This is a genomic window from Centipeda felix (assembly GCF_900186465.1).
Lineage (GTDB): Bacteria > Bacillota > Negativicutes > Selenomonadales > Selenomonadaceae > Centipeda > Centipeda felix.
This window is the reverse complement of sequence record NZ_LT891957.1, coordinates 293,838-316,589: the sequence shown is the minus strand read 5'-3', so window position 1 is coordinate 316,589 and position 22,752 is coordinate 293,838. Positions and strand designations below refer to the sequence as shown.

Here is a 22,752-nt window from a genome sequence, read left to right as displayed (position 1 = left end):
ACCAGCCTTGACAATGGGGAAAACCACCGCTATAATGTGAAAGGTCATGCGTCATGATGAAGCTGGATGTCGCCGCTTTGGCATCTGCTCCGGGGGAAAGCCGTGAATTCACATTTGCGGTGACGCCGGAATCTCTGGATCTTGGGGACAGCACCGCTGCCTATCGTGGGGCGGTGCATGTTGAAGGAACGGTGATGGATACCGGGACGTCCTTCCGTATTGTGGGGACGGTGCGGGCTGTCCGTGCGTTTGTCTGTGACCGCTGTCTTGCCGAAGGCGAGCGGGAAAATACGTATGATTTTTCTGAGGACTATGCGAAGACTCCGGGAGAAGCGGATGAGACGGAGGGCTACGATGGTGAGACCATCGTCCTTGACCCGCTCGTGCGCGATACCCTCCTTGTGGCTGAGCCGCTGCGTGAGCTGTGTAAGTCTGACTGTAAGGGGCTCTGTCCGGTCTGCGGACAGAACCTGAATGAGGGGACATGTACGTGCAATACGTTTGTCCCCGATCCCCGACTGGCGGCTTTAGAGAGCCTGCTCAAGAACGATTAAGGAGGTGTATCCAAAGTGGCAGTACCAAAGAGAAAGACCTCGAAGGCACGTCGCGACCGTCGCCGTGCCAACTGGAAGCTCGAAGCACCGCACTATGTATCGTGCCCGCAGTGTCATGAGCCGAAGCTCCCGCATCACGTGTGCATGGAGTGCGGTTACTATGACGGAAAACCTGTGGCCGAGGCGGCTGAATGAGGACGAAGCGAACAGCTGCAAGAAGTCGAAAGGCTTTTTGCAGCTGTTTTTTTGCGATTTTCTCTTGCTTTTCTTTTTAGTACCTAGTATAATGCTTTCATACTGATAGCAGTAGGTGCTAAAGTGATAGTGAAGCGAGAGGAGGGAACGGCGCGATGACGGAGAAGAAACGACGGCGTCAGGAGTCGTTGGTGCTTGCCGTGCGCAAGGAGCCGTTCCTGACCGATGAGGCACTGGCGCGACGGCTCTCTGTGAGCGTGCAGACGGTACGGCTCGACCGCACAGAGCTGGGGATCCCAGAGCTGCGTGCCCGTGTGCGGACGCTCGCCGAGAATGCGCGTGAGAAGGTGCGCGCCATCCCGCATGCGGAGGTGGTCGGCGATCTGCTGTCCCTTGAGCTGGGAGTGCGTGGGACGTCGGCGCTGAAGGTGACGGACGATCACCTCTTTGCCGACTCGGAGATCGCACGCGGGACGGCGCTCTTTTCACAGGCAAACTCACTGGCACTTGCGATTGTCGATGCGCCGCTCGCGGTCACGGGGGTCGCAAACGTCAAATATAAAACCCCTATCTACAAGGGGGATACGGTCATCGCACAGGCGGAGATCGTGAAGATACGCGGCAATAAAATTTTTGTCTGGGTCAAGACCTACCGTGATGGGCGGGAGGTCTTCCGCGCCAAATTTATCGTGGTTTCACTCGGAAAATGAGGACGACAGGGGAGAAGGGAGTGCAGGATGCGTATAGCAGTTGATGCGATGGGCGGCGATTTTGCGCCGAAGGAGATTGTCCGTGGGGCGATTGATGCGGCGAAGAAATACGACTGCGAGATCGTACTGGTCGGCGATGAGGCAAAGATTCGCGCGGAGCTGGGCGGAGCGGATACGGATGCCCTGCATATCTCCATCGTCCATGCGGCGGATGTGATCGGCATGGACGAGGCTCCGGCGGAGGCAGTGCGCTCCAAGAAGGACGCCTCGATTGTCGTCGCTACGTGCATGGTGAAGGATGGAGAGTGCGACGCCGTGTTTTCCGCGGGCTCGACGGGAGCTGCGGTCACGGCGGCACAGCTCATCCTCCATCGCATCCGTGGGGTCAGCCGCCCCACGATCGCAACACCGATGCCGACCCCGGACGGTGTGACGCTAATGCTGGACTCGGGCGCCAACGTAGACTCGAAGCCCGAGCATCTGGTGCAGAGCGCGGTGATGGGCTCGCTCTACGCCCAGTATGTCTTCGGCGTCGAGCGTCCGCGCGTCGGCCTGCTCAACATCGGCGAGGAGGAGACGAAGGGGAATGAACAGGCAAAGGAGACGTACCCGCTCCTGAAGACCGATCCGAATATATACTTTTGCGGGAATGCTGAGGGGCGCGATGTACCCAAGGGGAATTTCGATGTGGTCGTCTGCGACGGCTTTGTCGGAAATGTCGTGCTGAAGTTCGCCGAGGGGCTTGCCAAGACGATTCTGGGACTGATCCGCGAGGAGATTCGCGGGGCAGGCCTGATGGCAAAACTCGGCGCGCTGCTCCTCATGCCGACCCTGCGGCATCTGGGCAAGCGCCTCGATGTCCGTGAGTACGGCGGCGCGCCGCTCCTCGGCGTGAACGGCTGCTGTGTGATCGGGCATGGCTCTTCGGACGCAAAGTCCATCGCGAGTGCGATCGGTGTGACCGTCAGCTATGTCAACGGCAAGGTGCTCGATCAGATTCGCGATGCACTCGCAAAGGATGAGGAGGAAACAGGCCGTGTCTAAGATTAGTGCAGGCATCCTCGGAACGGGGTACTATGTCCCCGAACGGGTGCTGACGAACTTTGATCTGGAGAAGATGGTGCAGACGAACGATGCCTGGATCGTTGAGCGGACGGGCATTCACGAGCGACGTATTGCTGCACCGGATGAGCCTGTCTCGGCGCTGGCACAGCGCGCTGCCGAGATGGCGCTTGCCGATGCCGGTGTTGCGGCAGCGGATCTCGATCTCATCATCATGGCGACGCTCACCTCCGACCGCATCATTCCCGCGACGGCGTGCGTTTTGCAGGATCGCCTCGGCGCGAAGCACGCGGCAGCGTTTGATCTCTCGGCGGCGTGCTCCGGATTCGTCTATGCTGCGTCGATCGCGGCGCAGTTCATCGAGAGCGGCGTCTATCGTCACGTCCTCGTGATCGGCGGCGAGACCCTCTCGAAGGTCATTGACTGGACGGATCGCAACACCTGTATCCTCTTTGGTGATGGGGCAGGGGCAGCGGTCTTCGGTGCCGTCGAGGACGGCTACGGCATGCGCGCGTTCGATCTCGGCAGCGACGGCTCGGGGGCGGATGCCCTCGATATCCCGTCGAGCGGCAGCCTTTGTCCCGTTACGCCGGAGACGATTGAGCAGCGGCTCAACTTCGTTCACATGGACGGCAAGGCGGTGTTCCGCTTTGCCACCAAGGTCATGGGAAAGACCGTTGAGACATCCCTCCATCGTGCAGGGATGGAGAGGGAGGAGCTGGACTATCTCGTTCCGCATCAGGCGAATATCCGTATTATCCAGGCGGCAGCCAAGCGATTGGCGATGCCGATGGAAAAAGTTATTATAAATATTCATCATTACGGCAATATGTCTGCCGCGTCCATCCCTGTCGCCCTCGCGGAGGCGGCGCACGCACATCGGTTCAAAAAGGGAGACAATATCGCCCTCGCGGGGTTCGGTGCGGGACTCACATGGGCATCGTGTATTATGAAGTGGGCGAAGGAGGAGAACGGTTAATGTTTGAACATAATCCGATCTGTCAGATGCTTGGCATCAAGTATCCTATTTTTCAGGGAGGCATGGCGTGGATCGGCACAGCGGAGCTTGCCTCCGCCGTCTCCAATGCCGGCGGGCTAGGACTCATCGGCGCAGGTCACATGCCGCCCGACGCACTCCGCGCCGAGATTCAGAAGGTCAAGGGATGGACGGATAAGCCCTTCGGTGTCAATGTGATGCTCATGAGTCCGTTTGTCAAAGAGGTCATGCAGGTCGTCCTCGAGGAACGCGTGCCGGTCATCACGACGGGCGCAGGCAATCCCGGCGAGTACGTTCCCGCACTCAAGGAAATCGGCTCGAAGGTCATTCCTGTTGTCGCCTCTGTGGCACTCGCACGCCGCCTAGAGCGTACGGGGGTCGATGCCGTGATCGCTGAGGGCACGGAGTCCGGCGGTCACATCGGCGAGATCACGACGATGGCACTCCTGCCGCAGGTGGTGGATGCGCTCCACGTTCCCGTCATCGGCGCGGGCGGCATCGGTGATGCACGCGGTATGGCGGCGGCGTTTGCCCTTGGCGCACAGGCGATCCAGATGGGGTCGCGCTTCGTCCTGAGCACGGAGTGTATTGCGCATCCGAACTACAAGAATGCCGTTCTGAAGGCAAAGGATCGCTCGACGGTCGTCACGGGACGCTCGCTCGGGCATCCTGCGCGCGTCCTCCACAATAAGCTCTCGCGCAAGTACGAGGAGATGGAGGCGGCGGGGGCGTCGCACGAGGAGCTCGAGCAGCTCGGTGTCGGCAGTCTGCACCGCGCCACCCATGAGGGCGATGTCGAGAACGGCTCGGTCATGATCGGTGAGATCTCGGGCATGCTCTCAGACATCAAGCCGGTCAAGGAGATCATCGAGGATATTGTGCGGGATCTGCCGGGCGCGATGGATGCCGCACGCAAGGTCTGTGACTAAGGAGTACCAGAATGGGAAAACTTGCATTTTTGTTCCCGGGACAGGGGGCACAGGTCGTCGGCATGGGCAGAGACTTCTACGATGCCTATGACCTCGCAAAGGAGCGTTTTGCCGAGGCGGATGAGGCACTCGGCTACTCCATCAGCAAGCTCTGCTTTGAGGGCCCTGCGGATCAGCTCCAGCTGACCGAGAATACCCAGCCGGCCATCCTCACCGTCTCCGTGATTGCGGCGCAGCTGCTGCAGGAACGCGGCGTTTCCCCGGCGATCGCGGGCGGACACAGCCTCGGTGAGTATGCAGCGCTCGTTCTCGCGGGTGCGCTCTCCTTCCGTGACGCCGTCGTGCTCGTGCACAAGCGCGGTGCCTATATGCAGGAGGCTGTGCCCGTGGGCGAGGGCGCGATGGCGGCGATCATCGGTCTGGACGACGCGACGATCATCGACGCCTGTGCCGCAGCAAGTGCACAGGGAGCGGTACAGGCCGTCAACTTCAACTGCCCCGGGCAGACGGTCATCGCCGGTGCCGAAAAGGGCGTCTCTGCTGCGGTCGAACTGCTCAAGGAGAAGGGCGCAAAGAAGGCGGTCATTCTCCCCGTCTCTGCACCGTTCCATTCGACGCTCATGGCACCGGCGGCAAAGAAGCTCGCCGCAGAGCTCGACAAGGTGGCGCTCCATGACGCAGCGTTCCCCGTCGTCTCGAACTATACGGGCGGACTGCAGCAGACGGCAGCGGAGATCAAGGAGAACCTCGTCGCGCAGGCGGATCATCCCGTGCGCTGGATCGCATGTGTTGCGACGATGCGTGACTTCGGTGCGGATACGTACATCGAGTGCGGACCGGGCAAGACGCTCGCAGGCTTCAACAAGCGCATCGACAAGACGCTGACGAGCATGAACGTCGAGGACGAAGCATCTCTGCAAAAAACACTTGACACACTTAACAAGTAATGATTAAATAAATTCGTTATGATGAAGGAGGGCTTTCATGCTTCTTGATGGGGAAATTGCTCTTGTTACGGGCGGATCCCGCGGGATTGGACGTGCGATTGCACTACGTCTTGCCGAAGAGGGGGCGAAAGTCGCGATCAACTATGCCGGCAATCAGACGGCTGCCGAGGAGGTCAAGGCGATCATCGAGCAGCACGGCGGTACGGCGATGATCGTTCAGACCGATGTCTCCGACAGTGCGGCGGCGGCCGAGATGGTCGCACGCGTGCATGAGGAGCTCGGCGGGCTGGATATTCTCGTCAACAACGCGGGCATCACGCGCGATACGCTCCTTGTCCGTATGAAGGATGAGGATTTCGATGCTGTCATCAATACGAATCTCAAGGGAATTTACGCCTGCACGAAGGCCGCTGCCAAGTTCATGACGAAGCAGCGCAGCGGACGTATTGTGAATCTCTCCTCCGTTGTCGGTGAGATCGGAAATATTGGACAGACGAACTACGCTGCTGCAAAGGCGGGCGTGATCGGCTTTTCCAAGGCGGCGGCAAAGGAGCTCGCCGCGCGGCATGTGACGGTCAACGTCGTTGCGCCCGGCTTCATCGACACCGATATGACGGCTGTCCTGAAGGACAGCATCCGCGAGAAGCTCATCGAGGGCATCCCCCTCGGAGCACTCGGCAAACCGGAGCATGTTGCCGATGCCGTTCTCTTCCTTGTAAGCGATGCGGCGTCGTATATTACCGGCCAGGTACTCAACGTAGACGGCGGCATGGTGATGTAGCATATAACATCCTATTTAAAGGAGGTGAGAACACATGGCAACGTTTGACAAGGTTCGCGACATTGTCGTTGAGCAGCTTGGCTCGGAGGCTGATGAGGTCACCTTGGAGTCGACGTTCATTGACGATCTTGGTGCTGATTCCCTCGACATCGTTGAGCTCATCATGGCATTTGAGGAAGAGTTTAACGTCGAGATCCCTGATGAGGCTGCTGAGAAGATCAAGACGGTTCAGGATGTCGTCAATTACATCGACCAGCACAAGTAATGGACTGCGGCCGCGCTGCGGCACTGCACCATATCGGTCTTTTTGGGAAATCCCGTGACAGCTGAGGCGCACGGGATTTTTCTCAAAAGGCGGAATTAATTATGTATAAAACCAGGGCTTCTGTGTGCCCTGCATGAATAGATCCGCCTTCCATCCGGCGGTACAAACGAACAGCAATGGGTGGAGGGGGAGCCGAAACTTCTACGGAGAGACCTGCCGGAGGCAGTGCACTTTCCCGATTGGAGGGCTTATATGAGACTACCCGAGGTGAGGATCGGCAAGAAAGTGGCTACGATCCCCATCATTCAGGGCGGCATGGCGATTCGCATCACGACAGCGCGTCTCGCTGCTGCCGCTGCAAACGAGGGAGGGATCGGGCTCATCGCAGCATCCGGCATGAAGCCGAAGGAGCTGCGCTATGAGATCCGGCTCGCACGCTCACTTTCTCCCCATGGGATCATCGGCATCAACGAGATGGTCGCGGCAAAAGACTTTGCTGATGCCGTTAAAATTGCCATCGACGAGGGCATTGATCTCGTCGTCGCAGGCGCTGGATTCTCCCGTGATATGTTCCAGTATGGCAAGGAATCGGGGACGCCGATCGTGCCGATTGTCTCCTCGGCCAAACTGGCGAAGATATCCGAAAAACTCGGTGCGGCTGCCGTCGTGGTCGAGGGCAAGGAGGCAGGCGGGCATCTCGGTACGGATCAGTCGGTGCGCAGCATCATCTCCGATGTCCGCGCCGCTGTGAAGATCCCCGTGTTCGCTGCCGGCGGCATTCTGACGGGACAGGATATTGCCGATCTGCACAAGATGGGTGCGGACGGCGTGCAGCTCGGCTCGCGCTTTGCTGCGAGCGTCGAGTCCAATGCGGCACCGTCGCTGAAAGAGTACTATTTGAAGACGAAGCAGGAGGACGTGGTCATCATCCACAGTCCCGTGGGGCTTCCCGGGCGTGCTGTGCGCACTCCGTTCTCCGCGCGGATCATGGAAGGACCCGTCCCGCCGAAGGTCTGTGACCACTGCCTCAAGCAGTGCGATCACCACTTCTGCATCATCCGTGCGCTCTCGCGTGCACAGCAGGGCGACGTGGAGACGGGACTTGTCTTTACCGGCGAATTTATGCCGCGTATTGATCGGATTATGAGTGTTCATGAGATATTTGAGGAGTTGAAACAGCAGCTCGCAGCAGCGAATTAGCGGAAAGGAGTCGGTTGGTTTGAAACAGAGGATAGTCGTTACGGGGGTCGGCCCGATCACACCGATCGGCATCGGCAAGGAGGCGTTCTGGGATGCGCTTCTCGCAGGAAAGAACGGCATCGACCGCATCACCCGCTTCGACGCGACACGCTACGCCGCGCAGATTGCCGGCGAGGTCAAGGATTTTTCCATTGACGGTTACATCGACAAGAAGGAAGCCAAGCGCATGGATCGCTATGCGCAGTTTGCCGTCGTCTCGGCGGGCATGGCATTGAAGGATGCGGGGCTCGATCTCGATAAGGAGAACCGTGACCGCATCGGCGCCTATGTCGGCGCGGGCATCGGCGGCATCGAGACGATGCACAGCACCTATGAGCGTCTCTTTGAAAAGGGCCCCGAGCGTGTCAGCCCCTTTTTCATCCCCATGATGATCGCCAACATGGCAGCGGGGCAGGTTGCGATCAACTACGGTCTGCACGGCCCCGTGTCCTGCATCGTGACGGCGTGCGCCACGGGCGCGAACTGTGTCGGTGACGCCTATCGCGTCATGCAGCGCGGCGAGGCAGATGTCATGATCGCGGGCGGCACGGAGGCGAGCATCTCCGAGGCGGCGAGTGCGGGCTTTGCGGCGATGAAGGCGCTCTGCACGGATCACAATGACGATCCTGCGCACGCTTCGCGTCCCTTTGACAAGAACCGCTCGGGGTTCGTCATGGGCGAGGGCGCAGGGCTGGTCGTGCTCGAGACGCTCGAACACGCCGAGGCGCGCGGTGCGCATATCTACGCAGAGCTTGTCGGCTACGGCTCGAACTCGGACGGCTATCATATCACGAGCCCGGCGCCGCACGGCGAGTATCAGGCAAAGTGCATGCAGCTGGCACTCGATGATGCAGGGCTGCGTCCCGAGGACGTCGACTATGTCAATGCACATGGCACGTCCACGCACATGAACGATCTCTGTGAGACCGAGGCGATCAAGACGGTCTGGGGTGCGGCGGCGAAGGATGTCGCCGTCTCCTCGATCAAGTCCATGACGGGACATCTTCTCGGAGCGGCAGGCAGTGTGGAGCTGATCGCGAGCGTTCTTGCGGTGGAGAACGATATGCTCCCGCCGACGATCAACTACGAGACGCCGGATGAGGGGCTGGATCTGGACTATGTGCCGAACAAAGCACGCGCTAAGACAGTGCGTGCGGCGATTTCCAACTCGTTCGGCTTTGGCGGACACAACGCCTGTCTCGTCGTTAAGAAATACGCGAAAGAATCATGACATATCCGATAACGGAAAAAAGGCGCGCGGAACTCGTGCGCCTTTCTGCGTCCCTCGGCATAGATTTTGCCAATCTCTCCACCCTCGACGAGGCGCTGACCCATCCCTCCTATGCCAACGAGGCACGGGGACACGCAGCACATAACGAGCGGCTGGAGTTTCTGGGCGATGCCGTTCTCGAGCTCGCGATCAGTACGTATCTCTACGACGCCTATCCGCACTGTGCGGAGGGGGAGCTGACGAAGATGCGCGCGAGTCTCGTGCAGAGCGAGACGCTCGCACGGCTGGCGCGCCGGCTGCATCTCGGAGCACATCTGCGCATGGGGCGCGGCGAGATGCTCGGCGGCGGAGCAGAGCGGCAGAACAACCTTGAGAACGTCTTTGAGGCGGTGATCGGCGCGGTCTACCTTGACCGTGGCTGGGATGCGGCACGCGCCTATGTGCAGCGTCAGTTTGCCGACGAGCTGCCGCATCTGCGGCAGGAACACGTCGCACAGGATTACAAGACGATGCTGCAGGAATACGTACAAGGTCACAGGCATGAATGTATTGCCTACGAGCAGGTCGCTGAGAGTGGTCCCGACCATGATAAGCGGTTTACCATGCGCGTTCGCATTGGGATGGAGGTCCTGGGCGAAGGAATAGGACGCAGCAAAAAAGAGGCGGAGCAGCATGCGGCAGAAGCCGCACTCAGATGTATAAAGAAGGAGTGAGTTGGGGCTGTTGCACGAAGCTAGAAAACTTCGTGCAACAGCCTCGCTTCTTTTATCATTTCATAAAAACTATATATTTTTCTCAATCGCTATTGACTTTATTGGAGAATGCTGTAAAATACAAGATGTACATAGTTGTATATAGACAAGTAAGTACATCTATATATTTCTATGAGACAAAGGATGTTTATCATGACAAACAATCTTCAAAAGAATGGTATGACGCCGTTGTACGAACAGGTTGCTGATTGGATACGCAATAATATTTATAACGGAACATGGGGGTATGGGCAGCAGATAGATTCTGAAAACAGTATAGTGAATTCTCTAAAGGTTAGTCGTGGAACTGTAAAAAAGGCAATCGCAATTCTTTGTGATGAGGGGTTGCTGTCACAGGTACAAGGGAAAGGGACTTTTGTTACAGATAATAAGATTTCCTATCCACTGAGTAAAGGGCTTCTCTCTTTTGCTGAGGCTCTTGCTGAGCGAAATATTCAGTTTGAGACAATGGTAATAGAGGCTCGTATTGAGCCGGCAAATCCTTACACAGCGGATCGATTGAATATTTCCCCGGGAGATGATGTCTTTTATTTGAAGCGTGTCAGAAGCGTTGATGGTGAGCCTGTCATGCTGATTGAAAATCGAGTAAATATTTCCTTGTGTCGGGGTGTTGAACATGTTGACTTTACCAAGGAATCTCTTTTTACTGCAATTGAACGAATTGCGGGAACAAAGATTAAGTTCTCGGAGAGTCAATATGCGGCTCGTGTAGTCGGCAGAGAGCGTGCAGCCTTCTTACAGGTTTCAGATGATGCACCTGTATTGCATCTAGTTCAGTTAGTCCATCTGGATTCGAGCAAAGTGGTCGAGTTCGGCAACGTATGGCTGAAATCGAATCGATATTACCTAGGTACAGTCTATCAAAGATAGATATTCTAAAGGAGGGCTTTTGTGAAGATTATTATAAACGAAGATCTTATTCAAACAGATGTTATTGCATCGACGCAGAATGAAATCTTTGAACAGTTAGCAAAGCCTCTCTATGATCTTAATCTTGTTAATGAGGGCTTTTTAGAGGGGGTAAGGAGGCGGGAACAAAATTTTCCGACAGGGCTACCAACAGAGCCCTTTGGGGTAGCCATTCCACATACGGATCCCGAATATGTCAAGCAGAATGCAATCAGTGTTGGCGTATTGAGACATCCTGTTACATTCACTGTCATGGGGACAGATGATGAAACCACAGATGTTCGAGTTGTATTTCTTCTGGCGTTAAATGAATCGCAGAAACAGTTAAACATCCTAAAAAGCATTACGGAACTGATTCGTGATGCAAAGCAATTGGAGAAATTGTTATCTTGTGATTCGACTGAAATTTATAAAATATTAGATAGCAAGTTGAAAGGAGAAATCTGATATGACGAAGCATGTACTCTTTGTTTGTGCTACAGGTATAGCGACATCTACAGAGGTTGCAGAAAAGGTCATTGCTTACTGCAAAGAACAAGGCATTGAGATGACGCACCAACAGATCAATGTTGCAAGTGTTCCGGGGTATGACGGAAGTGCAGATCTGATCGTTTCAACGACGAATATCCCCTACGAAACAACAATACCTGTTGTTAAAGGTCTGCCTCTTATCACAGGCATTGGGGAAGAGAAAGTCTATGAGAAAATACGTGAAATCTTAAAAGATTGAAGCATAGCGTAAGAGTGAAAATGCTAAGATGTTGAAAGTATATTTATTTTGGCAAGGAGGTAGGAATCATGGAAGCATTTGGAAACACACTCTTGGAAGTTGTCCAATTTATTTTGGGCATGGGTCCGACGGTGATGCTGCCGGTTGTATTGTTCTTTTTCGCACTTGTTTTCCAAGTTCCTCTCGCTAAGGCGGTGCGTTCAGCATTGACTGTAGGTATTGGATTTGTCGGTATTTATGCTATCTTTGGAATTTTGACGTCCAGTATAGGTCCTGCTGCTCAAGCAATGGTTATCAATAGTGGTGTTAATTTGCCTGTGACCGATCTAGGGTGGCCGCCACTTGCTGCGATTACATGGGGAGGACCCATTGCAGCATTTGTTATCCCCCTGACGATTCTCATTAACATTGTGATGTTGGCATTGCGTCTTACCAAAACGGTAGATGTTGATATGTGGAATTATTGGCATTTTGCTCTTGGTGGGACACTCGTCTATTACAGCACGGGGAGCTTTTGGCTGGGACTACTTGCTGCGGGAATTATTGCAGTGGTCATTCTAAAGCTTGCGGATTGGAGTGCCCCGATGTTGCAGCGTTATTTTGACCTTGAGGGAATTTCTCTTCCGACACTTTCTTCCGCGGTGTTTTTTCCCATTGGTTTGTTGGGTAATCTTATCATTGAGAAAATCCCTGTCATTAATAAAATCTCTATCGATCCGGCTACCATTCAGAAACGCTTTGGGCTTTTGGGTGAACCCATGATGATTGGGATTATTCTAGGCGTTCTTGTCGGTGTCATTGCGCAGTATGATCTGAAAGGTATCCTTTCTCTTGGGATTAATATTGGTGCGGTTATGTTTATACTGCCTCGCATGGTACGTATCCTTATGGAAGGATTGTTGCCGCTGTCTGACGCCATTAAGGGCTTCCTTAAAAAACGTTATCCGGGGCGTGAAGATCTTTACATTGGTCTTGATATTGCTGTTGCGATCGGAAATCCGGCGATTATTTCCACGGCACTTCTTCTTACGCCGATTGCCGTTATCCTTGCTTTTGTGCTGCCTGGCAATGGCGTTTTGCCCCTTGGTGATCTTGCAAACCTCGCAGTATTCGCCTCTATGATTGTGCTTGCGACAAAAGGAAATGTTTTCCGGGCAGTAATCATTGCAATTCCCTGTATCATAGCAGATTTGTTTGTGGCAACCAATATTGCCGGATTTGTTACGCAGATGGCTGCAGATGTCAATTTCCAGATGCCTGCCGGATCGACAGGAATGGTATCGAGTTTCCTCGACGGTGGGAATCCATTCCGCTTCTGGGTGCTGAAGATTTTTGATGGAGATGTGATGGCGCTAGCCTTCATTCCGGTTATTGCAGTTGTTGTCTACGGTGTGTATCGTATGACGAAGAATGTTGTATATGCGGAGGGGAGCGACTGATTGTGCAGGCAGCAGCGGTCGTTATCGATGTAGGAACAACGAATACGAAGATTCTTCTGTTCGATACATCCACAGCTGAACTTTGCAGCAAAAGGAGTTTTCGTACACCGAAGATTATTATTCGTGATGAAGTTGATTTTGACAGTGCACTGTTATTTCAGAATATCACGAATGAAATCAAAAATCTCGCAATGGCTGGTTGCTGGCATATAGAGCATATTCTTATTGCCAGTGTCGGAGAGATGGGCGTTATTGTAGATGCAGCAGGGGCTATTATGGGCCCCATGCTTGCATGGAATGATAGCCGAGGGAAAGAATATATCGATAGCCTTTCCTTCACAGATTGGCAGAGAATTCAAGAGATTACAGGATTGCCACCGCACAGTAATTACAGCATTGCTAAAATTAAATGGTTGGAACAACATTGCCATATTGCATGGGAAGAAGGACTGACCTGGCTCAATTTGCCGGATTATATTTCTTTTTTACTTACGGGTATTCGTCAGACTGTAAGCACGATGGCGAGTCGAACAATGGCGTTTGATCTGCGTCGTGGAGAGTGGTCTGAAGAGCTCATTATGTTGTATGGTGTGCCTCGGAGTATTTTTCCGCCTCTTGCATATGGAGGAGACGTTGCTCACGTGATTAAGCCTTCCATGGCTCGAAGACTAGGTCTTGACGAAAACACGCGAGTTTCAGTGGTCGGACACGACCACATGGTTGGTTCTCTTGCCGTTGGACTAAAAGAAGGCGAGCTGCTTAATTCGACAGGCACAACGGAAGGGTTCTTGCGAATCTCCTCTGAATATCCGATGGGAGAGTGTGAGCGTTCGGCTAAACTTGCAGGAGGACGGTTCGTTTTTCCTGAAAAATTTACACTATATGGCTCCCTTCCGGCAGCAGGCCTCTCTTATGAATGGGCTCGTAAGATGTTTCGGCTTAGTCAAAAAGAGGCAGATCAAGTTTATATGGAGCTGTTGGAGGATTATCGTGCAGGGAAGATGCAGAGTGCACAAGAACTTCTCTTTATTCCACACCTCGTCGGCAGCGGGAGTCCGGATAAAAATATTCATGCGCGCGGGATGCTTTATGGATTGACAGCGAATACGGGCATAAAAGATTTCTTTTATGCTGTTGCACAAGGTGTTTGTATGGAGCTACGGCATCTGTATGATACATTTATCGGGAAAGATAATGCCGTTTCCTCTATTAAAGTTATTGGTCCTGCAACCAAAAATGATCTTTGGCTTCAACTCAAAGCGGATGCATTGAACCAAACCATATTTGTGACAGAGGTTGATGAGGCGGTCTCTTATGGTGCTCTTGTCTATGCATATCCATCGCTTGCCAAGCGCGTGCCAATGTCGGTGCGTGCCGTACATCCGAATGCAGAATATGCGGAGAAGCTCAATCGCCTGTATACAGCCTATGTGGAACTATATGAAAGAAAAATAATGATGGAACATAGTATAGGAGGCTTCAAATGAAACTGATAAATGGCTTTGACTTGATGTCATATGCACAGCGCAGAAAACTTGTTCTTCCTGCATTTAATACGACAAATATGGAGATGACGTTTGCCATTGTCAAAGGCTTGAATGCAGCAAAACTACCGGGATATGTTCAGATTTCATCCAATAATCTCCGCCTGTCCGATCCTGATACGATTGCATATTTAACACGCCGCGCACAGGAAAATAATGATACACCGATTGGTCTACATCTTGATCATGGGAAATCCTATGAAGATGTATGTGCTTGTGTTAAGGCCGGATTCACCTCCATTATGATAGATGCTTCTCATTTGCCTTTTGAGGAAAATATTGCTGAAGTACGCCGTGCTGTGGAATACTGTCATTTCTATAATCTTCCCGTGGAAGCTGAGCTAGGTTCTATTGGCGGGAAGGAAGATGATTTGGTCAGCGAAGCTGATGCGAAAACGGATCCCAATATGGTCGCAGATTTTGTCGAGAGGACAGGATGTGACACCCTTGCGGTTGCTGTGGGAAATGTCCATGGAATCGACGCAGTACCTCATATCGATTTGCCTCTTTTGAAAAAGATTGCGGAAATAAGCCCCGTACCGCTTGTACTTCATGGCGGATCAGGTATTTCTTTCGACATTATTCATGAAGCACGCAAATATAATCTTATTAAAATCAACTATGGTGCGGATCTTCGTCGAGTTTTTGTTGCTACGTATGGAAAAGCTTACGAAAAGAATCATAAAGAAAATCAGATTATCTCAATTAGCTTACAAGCTGTGGATGAAGTTGCCCGTGTGACTAAGAACCTTGTCCAAAAAATTAATGAATAGAAAAGATAGAACTGTAGCTCGCTGTAAGATTATACAGCGAGTTTTTTGTATAAAAGAAAGGGGCTGTTGCACGAGATAAACGTGCAGCAGCCTCAATTGGATCTATACTAAAAAAGTAGACACAAAACAGGACTTTATATTACACTTCAGTAAACACAAAGGAGGAATGTTTTCTATGACACATCGTCCCTACGACGAGGATTTCAAAAAAACTATCGTCGCCCTCTATCAAAATGGAAAAACGCAATCACAACTCTCAAAGGAATATGGCGTTTCCCTTTCTGCTATTGGAAAGTGGATTCATCTTTATTCCGAGGTCAAAACCGTCGATGGCGATATTATGACTGCCAAACAGATCAAAGACTTGCAAAGACGTAACGCCCAGCTCGAGGAGGAAAATCTTATCCTAAAAAAAGCGATTGCCATATTCACGCCACACTCAAACAACGATGAAATGCCGTCCATCAGCTGCGCCTCCAACATGACATCAAAACCCTATGCAGGGTCCTTCACGTCAACCGCAGTTCCTACGATAAGCACTTTAATGCGCCTCCTTCTCCAAGAATCAAGGAGAATCAGAACATTCGTCGCCTCATTCTTCATATCTATGCCGACTACGACAACTGCATCGGTGCTTATAAAATAACGCATATCTTATCCCGTGACTATGGCATTTCCATCAGCAGCGGAAGAGTGTACCGCCTGATGCGCTCCATGACCCTTCCAAAGCCTTCCACCGTTAAGCCAAAACGAACCCCACAGAAAGACTCCGGTGAATGCCACGATCTCCTGCGTCGGCAGTTTCATCAGTCTGCCCCCAATCTTGTTTGGGTCAGTGATTTTACTTATCTTAGGGTCAATCGTACTTGGTATTTCCTTTGTATTGTGATGGATTTGTTTTCCCGAAAGATCATCGGTTGGAGTTTATCCTCCAAACACGATACCGCCCTGATTATCGCAGCCTTCCATAAAGCATATCAGAGCAGAAATATTTCCTACGGACTGATCTTCCATTCCGATCAGGGGGCGGAGTATACCGCTTCTTCTTTCCGTAAGCTTTTGGATGCAAACAATATTGTCCAGTCGTTCTCCAAGAAAGGATGTCCCTTTGACAATGCCTGTTGTGAATCGTTCTTTAAGTTCTTAAAGAAAAATTGTACCAATCGACGTACCTATCACTCTGTCGAGGAGTTACGTTTGGACATCTTCGACTATATCGAGAATCTTTATAACAATCGGCTTCCTCATGGATCTCTTGCATATAAAACCCCGAATGAATTTGAAGCCGATTTCTTCAACCGCTTCTCATCTGTTTAGTTGCTCTTTTTTGTGTCTACTCTATTGACTGTGGTTCAGCCGTGCATCATTTCTTGACTTTTGCCGTGCATTTCGATAAGATAAACACACTATGGCAGGGATTCCGACTATATGGATGCTTGTCCTTCTCTTGTGGGAGTATTTTGACAATTATCTCCTGTTGCGGGAAATGAGAAGAGGAGGTTATTCACTTGTTTGAGATAAGGAAAGGACTTGGCGTATTTGCCGCCGCTGCGCTGGCACTCAGCGTGGTGCTCACGGGCTGTGGCGGAGAAAAGCAGGGGGGCGCACGTCCCACTGCCGTCAAGGCGATGAATGTCCTGCGGCAGGACGCACCGCTGACGCACGTCTACGCCGGACAGATCATGGGCACGGACGAGGTGAAGATCCAGTCGCGCGTCTCCGGCAACATCGTGGAGAAATACATCACCGGCGGCCAGCCTGTACGCGCGGGACAGCCACTCTACCGCATCGACGCGCGCCAGTATGAGAGCGCACTTCTGCAGGCAAAGGCGAACCTCGCGCAGTCGGAGGCGACGCTCGCCAACGCGCGCATGGATCTCGACCGCTACCAGCAGCTCTATGCGAACGCGGCGATCTCAGAGCAGACCGTGAGCAACCAGCAGGCGCAGGTGAATGCCTACGAGGCTGCAGTTGCGGCGCACCAGGCAATGGTGCAGCAGGCGCAGGAGAACCTCGACGATACGACGATCTACGCACCGATGTCGGGGCAGCTCTCCGTCGATGATGTTGCCGTCGGCACCTTTGTGTCGGCAGGTTCGACAACGTTGGTCTCCATGGGCACGTCGAACCCCATCTATGCGAAGTTTAGTCTCTCAGAGAACGAGTACCTGAATTTTGTCGAGCAGGCGGTACAGCAGGGCGGTATCGGCTCTGTCGTAGTGACGCTGACTCTCTCGAACGGCTCGAAGTATCCGATCACAGGCCATATCGTTACGTCTGACCGCGCACTGACGGCACAGACGGGCACGCTGACGGTCAAGGCACTCTTTGACAATCCGGACGGACTTCTCCTGCCGGGGATGTTCGCGCGCGTAACGCTGATCGGCGATACGATTCCGAATGCACTTCTCGTTCCCGAGCGTGCTGTGCAGCAGCTTCTCGGCAAATCCTTTGTGATGGTCGTCGGCGCAAACAACAAGGCAGAAGCCCGCACGATCACCCTCGGGGATAAGATCGGCAGCTACTACGTCGTGAAGGACGGTCTGGATGCCTCGGACACGGTCGTCGTCGAAGGGCTCACGACGCTCCAGGAGGGCGGCGATCTCGCGGTGACGATGGTGACGCCGGACGATATGGGGTTCACGCTTGAGGGAGATTCCTCTGACTTTAATGCGAGCGCACCGACGCCCGCGCAGTAAGGAGGAAATCCGTTGGCAAAATTTTTCATTCACCGACCGATCTTTGCGATTGTTATCGCACTGATCATTGTTATCGTCGGAACGCTGGCTGGGTTTTCGCTGCCAATTGCGCAGTATCCGCAGATTTCTCCGCCAACGGTTTCGGTGTCGGCATCCTATACGGGCGCGAGCGCCGCCGTTGTCAATGAGACGGTCGCACAGGTCATCGAGGAGCAGATCAACGGCACACAGGGAATGGACTACATGAGCTCCACCTCTGATGATACCGGACGCTACAGCCTCTCTGTCACCTTTGATGTCGGTACGGACGGCGATATGGACGCGGTCAAGGTGCAGAACAACGCCGCCGGTGCTAACGCGAGCCTGCCCTCCGCGGTGCAGTCTGCAGGGGTCACAACGCGTAAATCCTCGGGGCAGATGGCGTACTTTGTTTCGATGTACTCCGAGGACGGCAGGTATGACCGTGCCTTTATGAAGAACTACGCGACGCTCTACTTCCTCGATGCGATCAAGCGCATCAGCGGCGTCGGCGACGTGCAGGTCTTTGGCTCAGACTATGCGATGCGCGTCTGGCTGAATCCCGACCGCCTCGCTGAGCTCGGCCTGACCGTCGCAGACATCACGGCGGCGATCAAGGAGCAGAACATACAGGCTCCTGCCGGAACCGTCGGCGGTATGCCGGCAGAGAATGGGCAGGAAAAACAGTTTACGGGCAAGGTGCAGGGACGCCTGACGACGCCGGAGGAGTTCGGCAACGTCATCATCGCCTCGGGCAAGGACGGCTCGTTCGTCCGCCTGAAGGATGTGGCACGCATCGAGACGGGCGAGCGGCAGAACAATATCGTCGCGAAGTTCAACGGCTACCCTGCCGTCGGTTTCGGTATCCGGCTCACCTCGGATGCGAATGCGATGATTACCCTTGCCGAGGTACGCAAGGTGCTTGCGGAGGCGGAGAAGACGTTCCCGCCCGGGCTCAAGATGAAGTCGGTCTTTGACAGCACGGACTACATCAATGCCTCCATCAAAGAGGTGGTTCACACCTTCGTCGAGGCACTGCTGCTCGTCGTGCTCGTCATCTTCGTCTTTTTGCAGAGCTGGCGCGCAACGATTATCCCACTGCTCGCCGTGCCGGTCTCGCTCATCGGTACATTCGGCACATTCGTCCTCTTGGATTTTTCCATCAATACGCTGACGCTCTTTGCGATGGTGCTCGCCATCGGTCTCGTCGTCGATGATGCCATCGTCGTTATTGAGAACGTAGAGCATCACATGGAGAGCGGACTCTCGCCTGTGGACGCAACAGAGCGTGCCATGGCAGAGGTGCAGGGGCCGGTTGTGGCGATTGCCTTCGTCCTTGCGGCTGTCTTTGTCCCCGTCGCCTTCTTGGGCGGCATGATGGGCGTGCTCTATAAGCAGTTCGCTCTGACCATTGCGATCGCGATGGCACTCTCCGCCTTCGTTGCCCTGACACTGACGCCCGCACTCTGTGCGATGATGCTGAAGCCAAAGAAGGAGAGCAATTCAGGGGGCGTACTCGACCGCTTCTTTGCTTGGTTTAACCGTGTCTTTGACCGTACGCGCAAGGGCTATGTAGGCGTTGTCTCAAGATTCATCCGCAAGTCGCGTATTGCCGTCGTATTCCTGCTCATCGTCTGCGGTCTGACTGCCATCATCTATCGCAACCTTCCATCTACGTTTGTCCCCGATGAGGATCAGGGCTATCTGCTGATCGCCATCCAGCTCCCGTCCGGGGCATCCACGAATCAGACACAAAAGGTCGTGGACAAGATCCAGCAGGCGGCGCAGAAGGAGATCAAGGGGCAGGATGCCGTCATGTCGATCAACGGCTTTGACATTCTCGCCGGGGGTGCAAACTCCAACGGCGCAGTTGTCTTCGTCGGTATGAAGGATTGGTCGCAGCGTCCTGGTCTGGCTGAGTCTGTTGCTGCCGCTGTCGGAACGATGTTCCGCGTGGGGGCAATGGAGGCGCCGGAGGCGACTGTCGTCGCCATCAACCCGCCGGCACTGCCGGGGCTCGGCAATGTCGGCGGCTGGTCGCTTCAGCTGCAGGATATGAGCGGTCACTCGGATACCGAGCTGAACGACATCGTGAATGCCATCCTCGCTGAGGCGCGGACGCGTCCTGAGCTGCAGGGCGTTCGTACGACGTTCAAGATCAATGCGCCGAGTTATCAGTACGAGATTGACCGCGAGAAGGTCAAAAATCTTGGTGTGCAGCTTTCGGACGTGTTTACGGCACTGCAGACCAACTTTGGCGGCTACGAGGTCAACGACTTTAATCAGTTCGGCCGCACCTATAAGGTCGTGCTCCAGTCTGCGACGCCGTATCGTACAGAGGCAGAGGCCGCGAAGTTCATCTTTGTCCGCAATTCGGCGGGAGAGATGGTACCGCTTGATACACTTCTGAAGCCGAAACTCACGACTGGTCCGACACAGATCAGCCGCTTTAACGGCGCACGTTCGATCAACATACAGGGGAATGCGGCATCGGGATACAGTTCGGGCCAGGCGATGAACGCCATCACCGAGGTGGTGCAGCATCACATCAACTCCGGCTTCTCGATCGCATGGTCTGGGCAGAGCCGCGAGGAGCAGAAGTCGGCGAACTCGACGATGCAAGTTCTCGCGCTCGCACTGCTCTTTGTCTTCCTCTGTCTGGCGGCTCTCTATGAGAGCTGGAGCGTGCCGTTTGCCGTACTCTTCACCGTGCCGACGGGCATCTTCGGTGCTCTCTTTGCCGAGTACATTCTTGCTGCGATCTTCGGGGCGATTGGCATTCCGGCACCGGGCTATCAGAACAGCGTCTACATGCAGATCGGTGTCATCATGGTCATCGGTCTTGCTGCAAAGAACGCCATCCTGATCGTCGAGTTTGCAAAGGTACGCGTGGATCGCGGCATGGATCCGCTGAAGGCGGCCATCCAGGCGGCAGGTCTACGCCTGCGCCCGATCCTCATGACCTCGTTCGCGTTCATCATCGGCTGTCTGCCACTTTGTATGGCGTCCGGTGCGGGCGCAGCTGCGCGCAACGGCATGGGGGTTGCCGTCGTCGGCGGAATGCTCTGTGCGACGGTGCTCGGCGTGTTCCTCATCCCTGTGTTCTACGTCATTGTCGACCGCATCTCGCGGATGCTCGGCATCAGTAAGAAAGCGAAGACACGCACGGCGGACGATTATATGTAAACCCAAAGGCCTTCCCCGTATGACGGGGAAGGGGCACAAAGATAAGGCTGCTGCACGAAGTTTTACGCTTCGTGCAGCAGCCTTTATTGTCTTTATGCAGCAAATACGAACTGGACGAGGAGCATATAGACTGCCGTTCCGCCGCCGATGGAGAGGAGCATCTGACGGAATTTCAAATGCAGGAGTGCCGTGACGGCGATGGCAATCCCCTCAGGTATGCCGTGCGTCCCGCTGAGGAGAGACACATCTTTCAGGCAGTAAACGACGAGCATTCCGAAGACGGCGGCGGGGAGGACGTTGCCGAGGTAGCGAACAAGCGGCGGCGTCGGCTTTTTCTCCGAGAGGAGGAGAAAGGGGAGTGCGCGCGTGAGCACGCTCGCAAGCGCACAGAGTCCGATCGTGATGCACTGCTCGGTAAGACTCATGCCGTCTCCCTCCTCTCGATGATGGGGCGCAGGATGAGGCATCCGAGGAGGAGCATCCCCATGGTCGGCAGCATGAATGCATCTCGGCCGAATATTACGAGCGCAAGTGCAGCAGCGGCGATGCCGAGGATGCCCGTCAGATGCTGCGGATCGTTCTTCCACTGTTCAATGAAGATCACGACAAAGAGTGCGGTCATGGCAAACTCAATGCCGGATGTGTTGATGGGCAGAGCGCTCCCGATCAGTCCGCCGAGCGTGGCCCCTGCGACCCAGTAGAGCTGGTTCAGCAGAGTGACGAAGAACATGAACCAGCCTGTGTCGATATGCGGCGGGATCTTTGCCGTGTAGTTGATGGAGAATGACTCGTCACACATTCCGTAGATCAGGTACGGTTTTTTCCATCCCGTTCCACGGTATTTCTCAAACATGGAGATGCCGTAGAAGATATGCCGCCCCTGCACCATGAGGGCGAGCAGAAACGTTTCGAGCGGGGCAAAGGGAGCGAGGAGGAGCGCCGTGGCGATGAACTCAAGCGAACCGCCGAAGATGATCGCGCTCATCGCCATTGGGTAGAGAAAGGAGAAGCCCAATGCATTCATGTAGATGCCATAGGCAATCCCAAGGAAAAAAATTGCGAGGATGGGGACGGTGTAGGGGAAGGCGGCGCGCAGGGCAGCGAGCGGAACGTTCGTCATTCCTTTCATGGCTGCCTCCAGTCGCAGTCCTCTGCGTGTGCGGCAAGCACGCCGATTGCCTGCAGTGTCGAGTAGATCGACGTCGAGCCGACAAATTTCATCCCGCGTCGCTTCAAATCCTTTGTGATGCGGTCGGAGAGGGGAGATGTGGTGCGGAGCTCCCAGCTCTCGCGGATGGACTTTCCCTCGGTGAAGCCCCAGATATAGGCGTCGAACGAGCCGTATTCACGAACGATGTCGAGAAAGACGCGGCTGTTCGTGATGCTCGCCTCGATCTTGCGGCGGTTGCGGACGATGCCCGCATCCTGCATGAGTGCATCTATCTTTGCTGCGTCGAATGCGGCGACGCGCTCCGGGAGAAATCCTTCGTAGGCACGGCGGAAATTCTCGCGCTTGTGCAGGATCGTCGCCCACGAGAGTCCCGCCTGAAATGTCTCCAAGAGGAAGAGCTCATAGAGTGCGTGATCGTCGTGGAGCGGGATGCCCCACTCCTCGTCATGGTACTTGATATAGATGGGATCCTCTGGATTGACCCATGCACATCGTCTGCATTTTTTCTCCATATATACACGCTCCATTAAGAAAAGCCGATGCCCCTAGGACTTCGGCCTTTGTCCTCTATTTCACTCTGAATTGCGATACGTCGTATTC

24 protein-coding genes and 1 pseudogene are annotated in these 22,752 nt (G+C 54.2%); 22 read left to right on the top strand and 3 right to left on the bottom strand.

The window, feature by feature from the left end; genetic code table 11:
* Window positions 1-53: 53 nt before the first annotated feature.
* The 22 genes and pseudogenes from C1713_RS04215 to C1713_RS04110 all read left to right on the top strand — a co-directional run bounded on the left by C1713_RS04215 (window position 54) and on the right by C1713_RS04110 (window position 20,981).
* Complete coding sequence (locus C1713_RS04215; RefSeq protein WP_102493124.1) at window positions 54-554, top strand: YceD family protein; 501 nt, start codon at window positions 54-56, stop codon at window positions 552-554.
* 15 nt (window positions 555-569) lie between these two features.
* Window positions 570-749 carry a 50S ribosomal protein L32 gene (gene rpmF / locus C1713_RS04210; protein WP_006306287.1) on the top strand — a complete coding sequence of 60 codons (180 nt, stop codon included), beginning with the start codon at window positions 570-572 and terminating at the stop codon, window positions 747-749.
* Between the two features lie 155 nt (window positions 750-904).
* Window positions 905-1,459, top strand: a complete 555-nt coding sequence (gene fapR / locus C1713_RS04205) for a transcription factor FapR (RefSeq protein ID WP_009442439.1) — start codon at window positions 905-907, stop codon at window positions 1,457-1,459.
* 27 nt (window positions 1,460-1,486) lie between these two features.
* Window positions 1,487-2,503 (top strand): phosphate acyltransferase PlsX, encoded by a 1,017-nt coding sequence (gene plsX, locus C1713_RS04200; protein WP_009442438.1) that lies wholly within the window; start codon window positions 1,487-1,489, stop codon window positions 2,501-2,503.
* Window positions 2,496-3,500, top strand: a complete 1,005-nt coding sequence (locus C1713_RS04195; protein WP_102493123.1) for a beta-ketoacyl-ACP synthase III — start codon at window positions 2,496-2,498, stop codon at window positions 3,498-3,500. Before plsX ends, C1713_RS04195 begins: the two co-directional genes overlap by 8 nt.
* The gene (fabK, locus tag C1713_RS04190; protein ID WP_009442436.1) at window positions 3,500-4,447 is read left to right on the top strand and encodes an enoyl-[acyl-carrier-protein] reductase FabK; all 948 of its coding nucleotides are present in this window, start codon (window positions 3,500-3,502) and stop codon (window positions 4,445-4,447) included. The genes C1713_RS04195 and fabK overlap by 1 nt, the downstream gene beginning before the upstream one ends.
* 11 nt (window positions 4,448-4,458) lie before the next feature.
* On the top strand, window positions 4,459-5,394 hold the full coding sequence (fabD, locus tag C1713_RS04185) for an ACP S-malonyltransferase (protein ID WP_050341044.1): 936 nt from the start codon (window positions 4,459-4,461) through the stop codon (window positions 5,392-5,394).
* A gap of 37 nt (window positions 5,395-5,431) precedes the next feature.
* On the top strand, window positions 5,432-6,175 hold the full coding sequence (gene fabG / locus C1713_RS04180) for a 3-oxoacyl-[acyl-carrier-protein] reductase (RefSeq protein WP_009442434.1): 744 nt from the start codon (window positions 5,432-5,434) through the stop codon (window positions 6,173-6,175).
* Window positions 6,176-6,209: 34 nt separating this feature from the next.
* Window positions 6,210-6,440 (top strand): acyl carrier protein, encoded by a 231-nt coding sequence (locus tag C1713_RS04175; protein ID WP_009442433.1) that lies wholly within the window; start codon window positions 6,210-6,212, stop codon window positions 6,438-6,440.
* A 252-nt stretch (window positions 6,441-6,692) separates the two neighbouring features.
* Window positions 6,693-7,640 carry an NAD(P)H-dependent flavin oxidoreductase gene (locus C1713_RS04170; protein WP_102493122.1) on the top strand — a complete coding sequence of 316 codons (948 nt, stop codon included), beginning with the start codon at window positions 6,693-6,695 and terminating at the stop codon, window positions 7,638-7,640.
* Window positions 7,641-7,659: 19 nt separating this feature from the next.
* Complete coding sequence (gene fabF, locus C1713_RS04165; protein ID WP_102493121.1) at window positions 7,660-8,910, top strand: beta-ketoacyl-ACP synthase II; 1,251 nt, start codon at window positions 7,660-7,662, stop codon at window positions 8,908-8,910.
* Window positions 8,907-9,623: a ribonuclease III gene (gene rnc, locus C1713_RS04160; RefSeq protein ID WP_102493120.1), complete on the top strand. Its 717-nt coding sequence runs from the start codon at window positions 8,907-8,909 to the stop codon at window positions 9,621-9,623. Before fabF ends, rnc begins: the two co-directional genes overlap by 4 nt.
* 192 nt (window positions 9,624-9,815) lie before the next feature.
* Window positions 9,816-10,553, top strand: a complete 738-nt coding sequence (locus C1713_RS04155; protein ID WP_245870964.1) for a GntR family transcriptional regulator — start codon at window positions 9,816-9,818, stop codon at window positions 10,551-10,553.
* A 21-nt stretch (window positions 10,554-10,574) separates the two neighbouring features.
* A complete protein-coding gene (locus tag C1713_RS04150) occupies window positions 10,575-11,039 on the top strand; it encodes a PTS sugar transporter subunit IIA (protein ID WP_102493118.1) in 465 nt (154 codons plus the stop codon).
* Window position 11,040: 1 nt separating this feature from the next.
* Window positions 11,041-11,322, top strand: coding sequence for a PTS sugar transporter subunit IIB (locus tag C1713_RS04145; RefSeq protein WP_102493117.1), 282 nt, complete (start codon window positions 11,041-11,043; stop codon window positions 11,320-11,322).
* A gap of 68 nt (window positions 11,323-11,390) precedes the next feature.
* Window positions 11,391-12,761, top strand: a complete 1,371-nt coding sequence (locus tag C1713_RS04140; protein WP_102493116.1) for a PTS galactitol transporter subunit IIC — start codon at window positions 11,391-11,393, stop codon at window positions 12,759-12,761.
* Window positions 12,762-12,763: 2 nt separating this feature from the next.
* Window positions 12,764-14,248, top strand: coding sequence for an FGGY-family carbohydrate kinase (locus tag C1713_RS04135; protein ID WP_102493115.1), 1,485 nt, complete (start codon window positions 12,764-12,766; stop codon window positions 14,246-14,248).
* The gene (locus tag C1713_RS04130; protein ID WP_102493114.1) at window positions 14,245-15,078 is read left to right on the top strand and encodes a class II aldolase; all 834 of its coding nucleotides are present in this window, start codon (window positions 14,245-14,247) and stop codon (window positions 15,076-15,078) included. Before C1713_RS04135 ends, C1713_RS04130 begins: the two co-directional genes overlap by 4 nt.
* 166 nt (window positions 15,079-15,244) lie before the next feature.
* A pseudogene (locus C1713_RS12340) lies at window positions 15,245-15,466 on the top strand (transposase); the annotation flags it as partial.
* Window positions 15,467-15,546: 80 nt separating this feature from the next.
* Window positions 15,547-16,395: an IS3 family transposase gene (locus C1713_RS12150; protein ID WP_138774473.1), complete on the top strand. Its 849-nt coding sequence runs from the start codon at window positions 15,547-15,549 to the stop codon at window positions 16,393-16,395.
* Between the two features lie 191 nt (window positions 16,396-16,586).
* Window positions 16,587-17,777 carry an efflux RND transporter periplasmic adaptor subunit gene (locus tag C1713_RS04115; RefSeq protein WP_102493111.1) on the top strand — a complete coding sequence of 397 codons (1,191 nt, stop codon included), beginning with the start codon at window positions 16,587-16,589 and terminating at the stop codon, window positions 17,775-17,777.
* Window positions 17,778-17,789: 12 nt separating this feature from the next.
* On the top strand, window positions 17,790-20,981 hold the full coding sequence (locus tag C1713_RS04110) for an efflux RND transporter permease subunit (protein WP_102493110.1): 3,192 nt from the start codon (window positions 17,790-17,792) through the stop codon (window positions 20,979-20,981).
* A 92-nt stretch (window positions 20,982-21,073) separates the two neighbouring features.
* Here C1713_RS04110 and C1713_RS04105 read toward each other — a convergent pair whose 3' ends face one another.
* The 3 genes from C1713_RS04105 to C1713_RS04095 are packed head-to-tail and all read right to left on the bottom strand — an operon-like array spanning window position 21,074 to window position 22,664.
* Window positions 21,074-21,406, bottom strand: coding sequence for a branched-chain amino acid transporter permease (locus C1713_RS04105; RefSeq protein WP_102493109.1), 333 nt, complete (start codon window positions 21,404-21,406; stop codon window positions 21,074-21,076).
* Entirely contained in the window at window positions 21,403-22,110 is a 708-nt protein-coding gene (locus C1713_RS04100) for an AzlC family ABC transporter permease (RefSeq protein WP_102493108.1), read from the bottom strand. The genes C1713_RS04105 and C1713_RS04100 overlap by 4 nt, the downstream gene beginning before the upstream one ends.
* Complete coding sequence (locus C1713_RS04095; protein WP_170950769.1) at window positions 22,107-22,664, bottom strand: DNA-3-methyladenine glycosylase I; 558 nt, start codon at window positions 22,662-22,664, stop codon at window positions 22,107-22,109. The genes C1713_RS04100 and C1713_RS04095 overlap by 4 nt, the downstream gene beginning before the upstream one ends.
* Window positions 22,665-22,752: the final 88 nt, after the last annotated feature.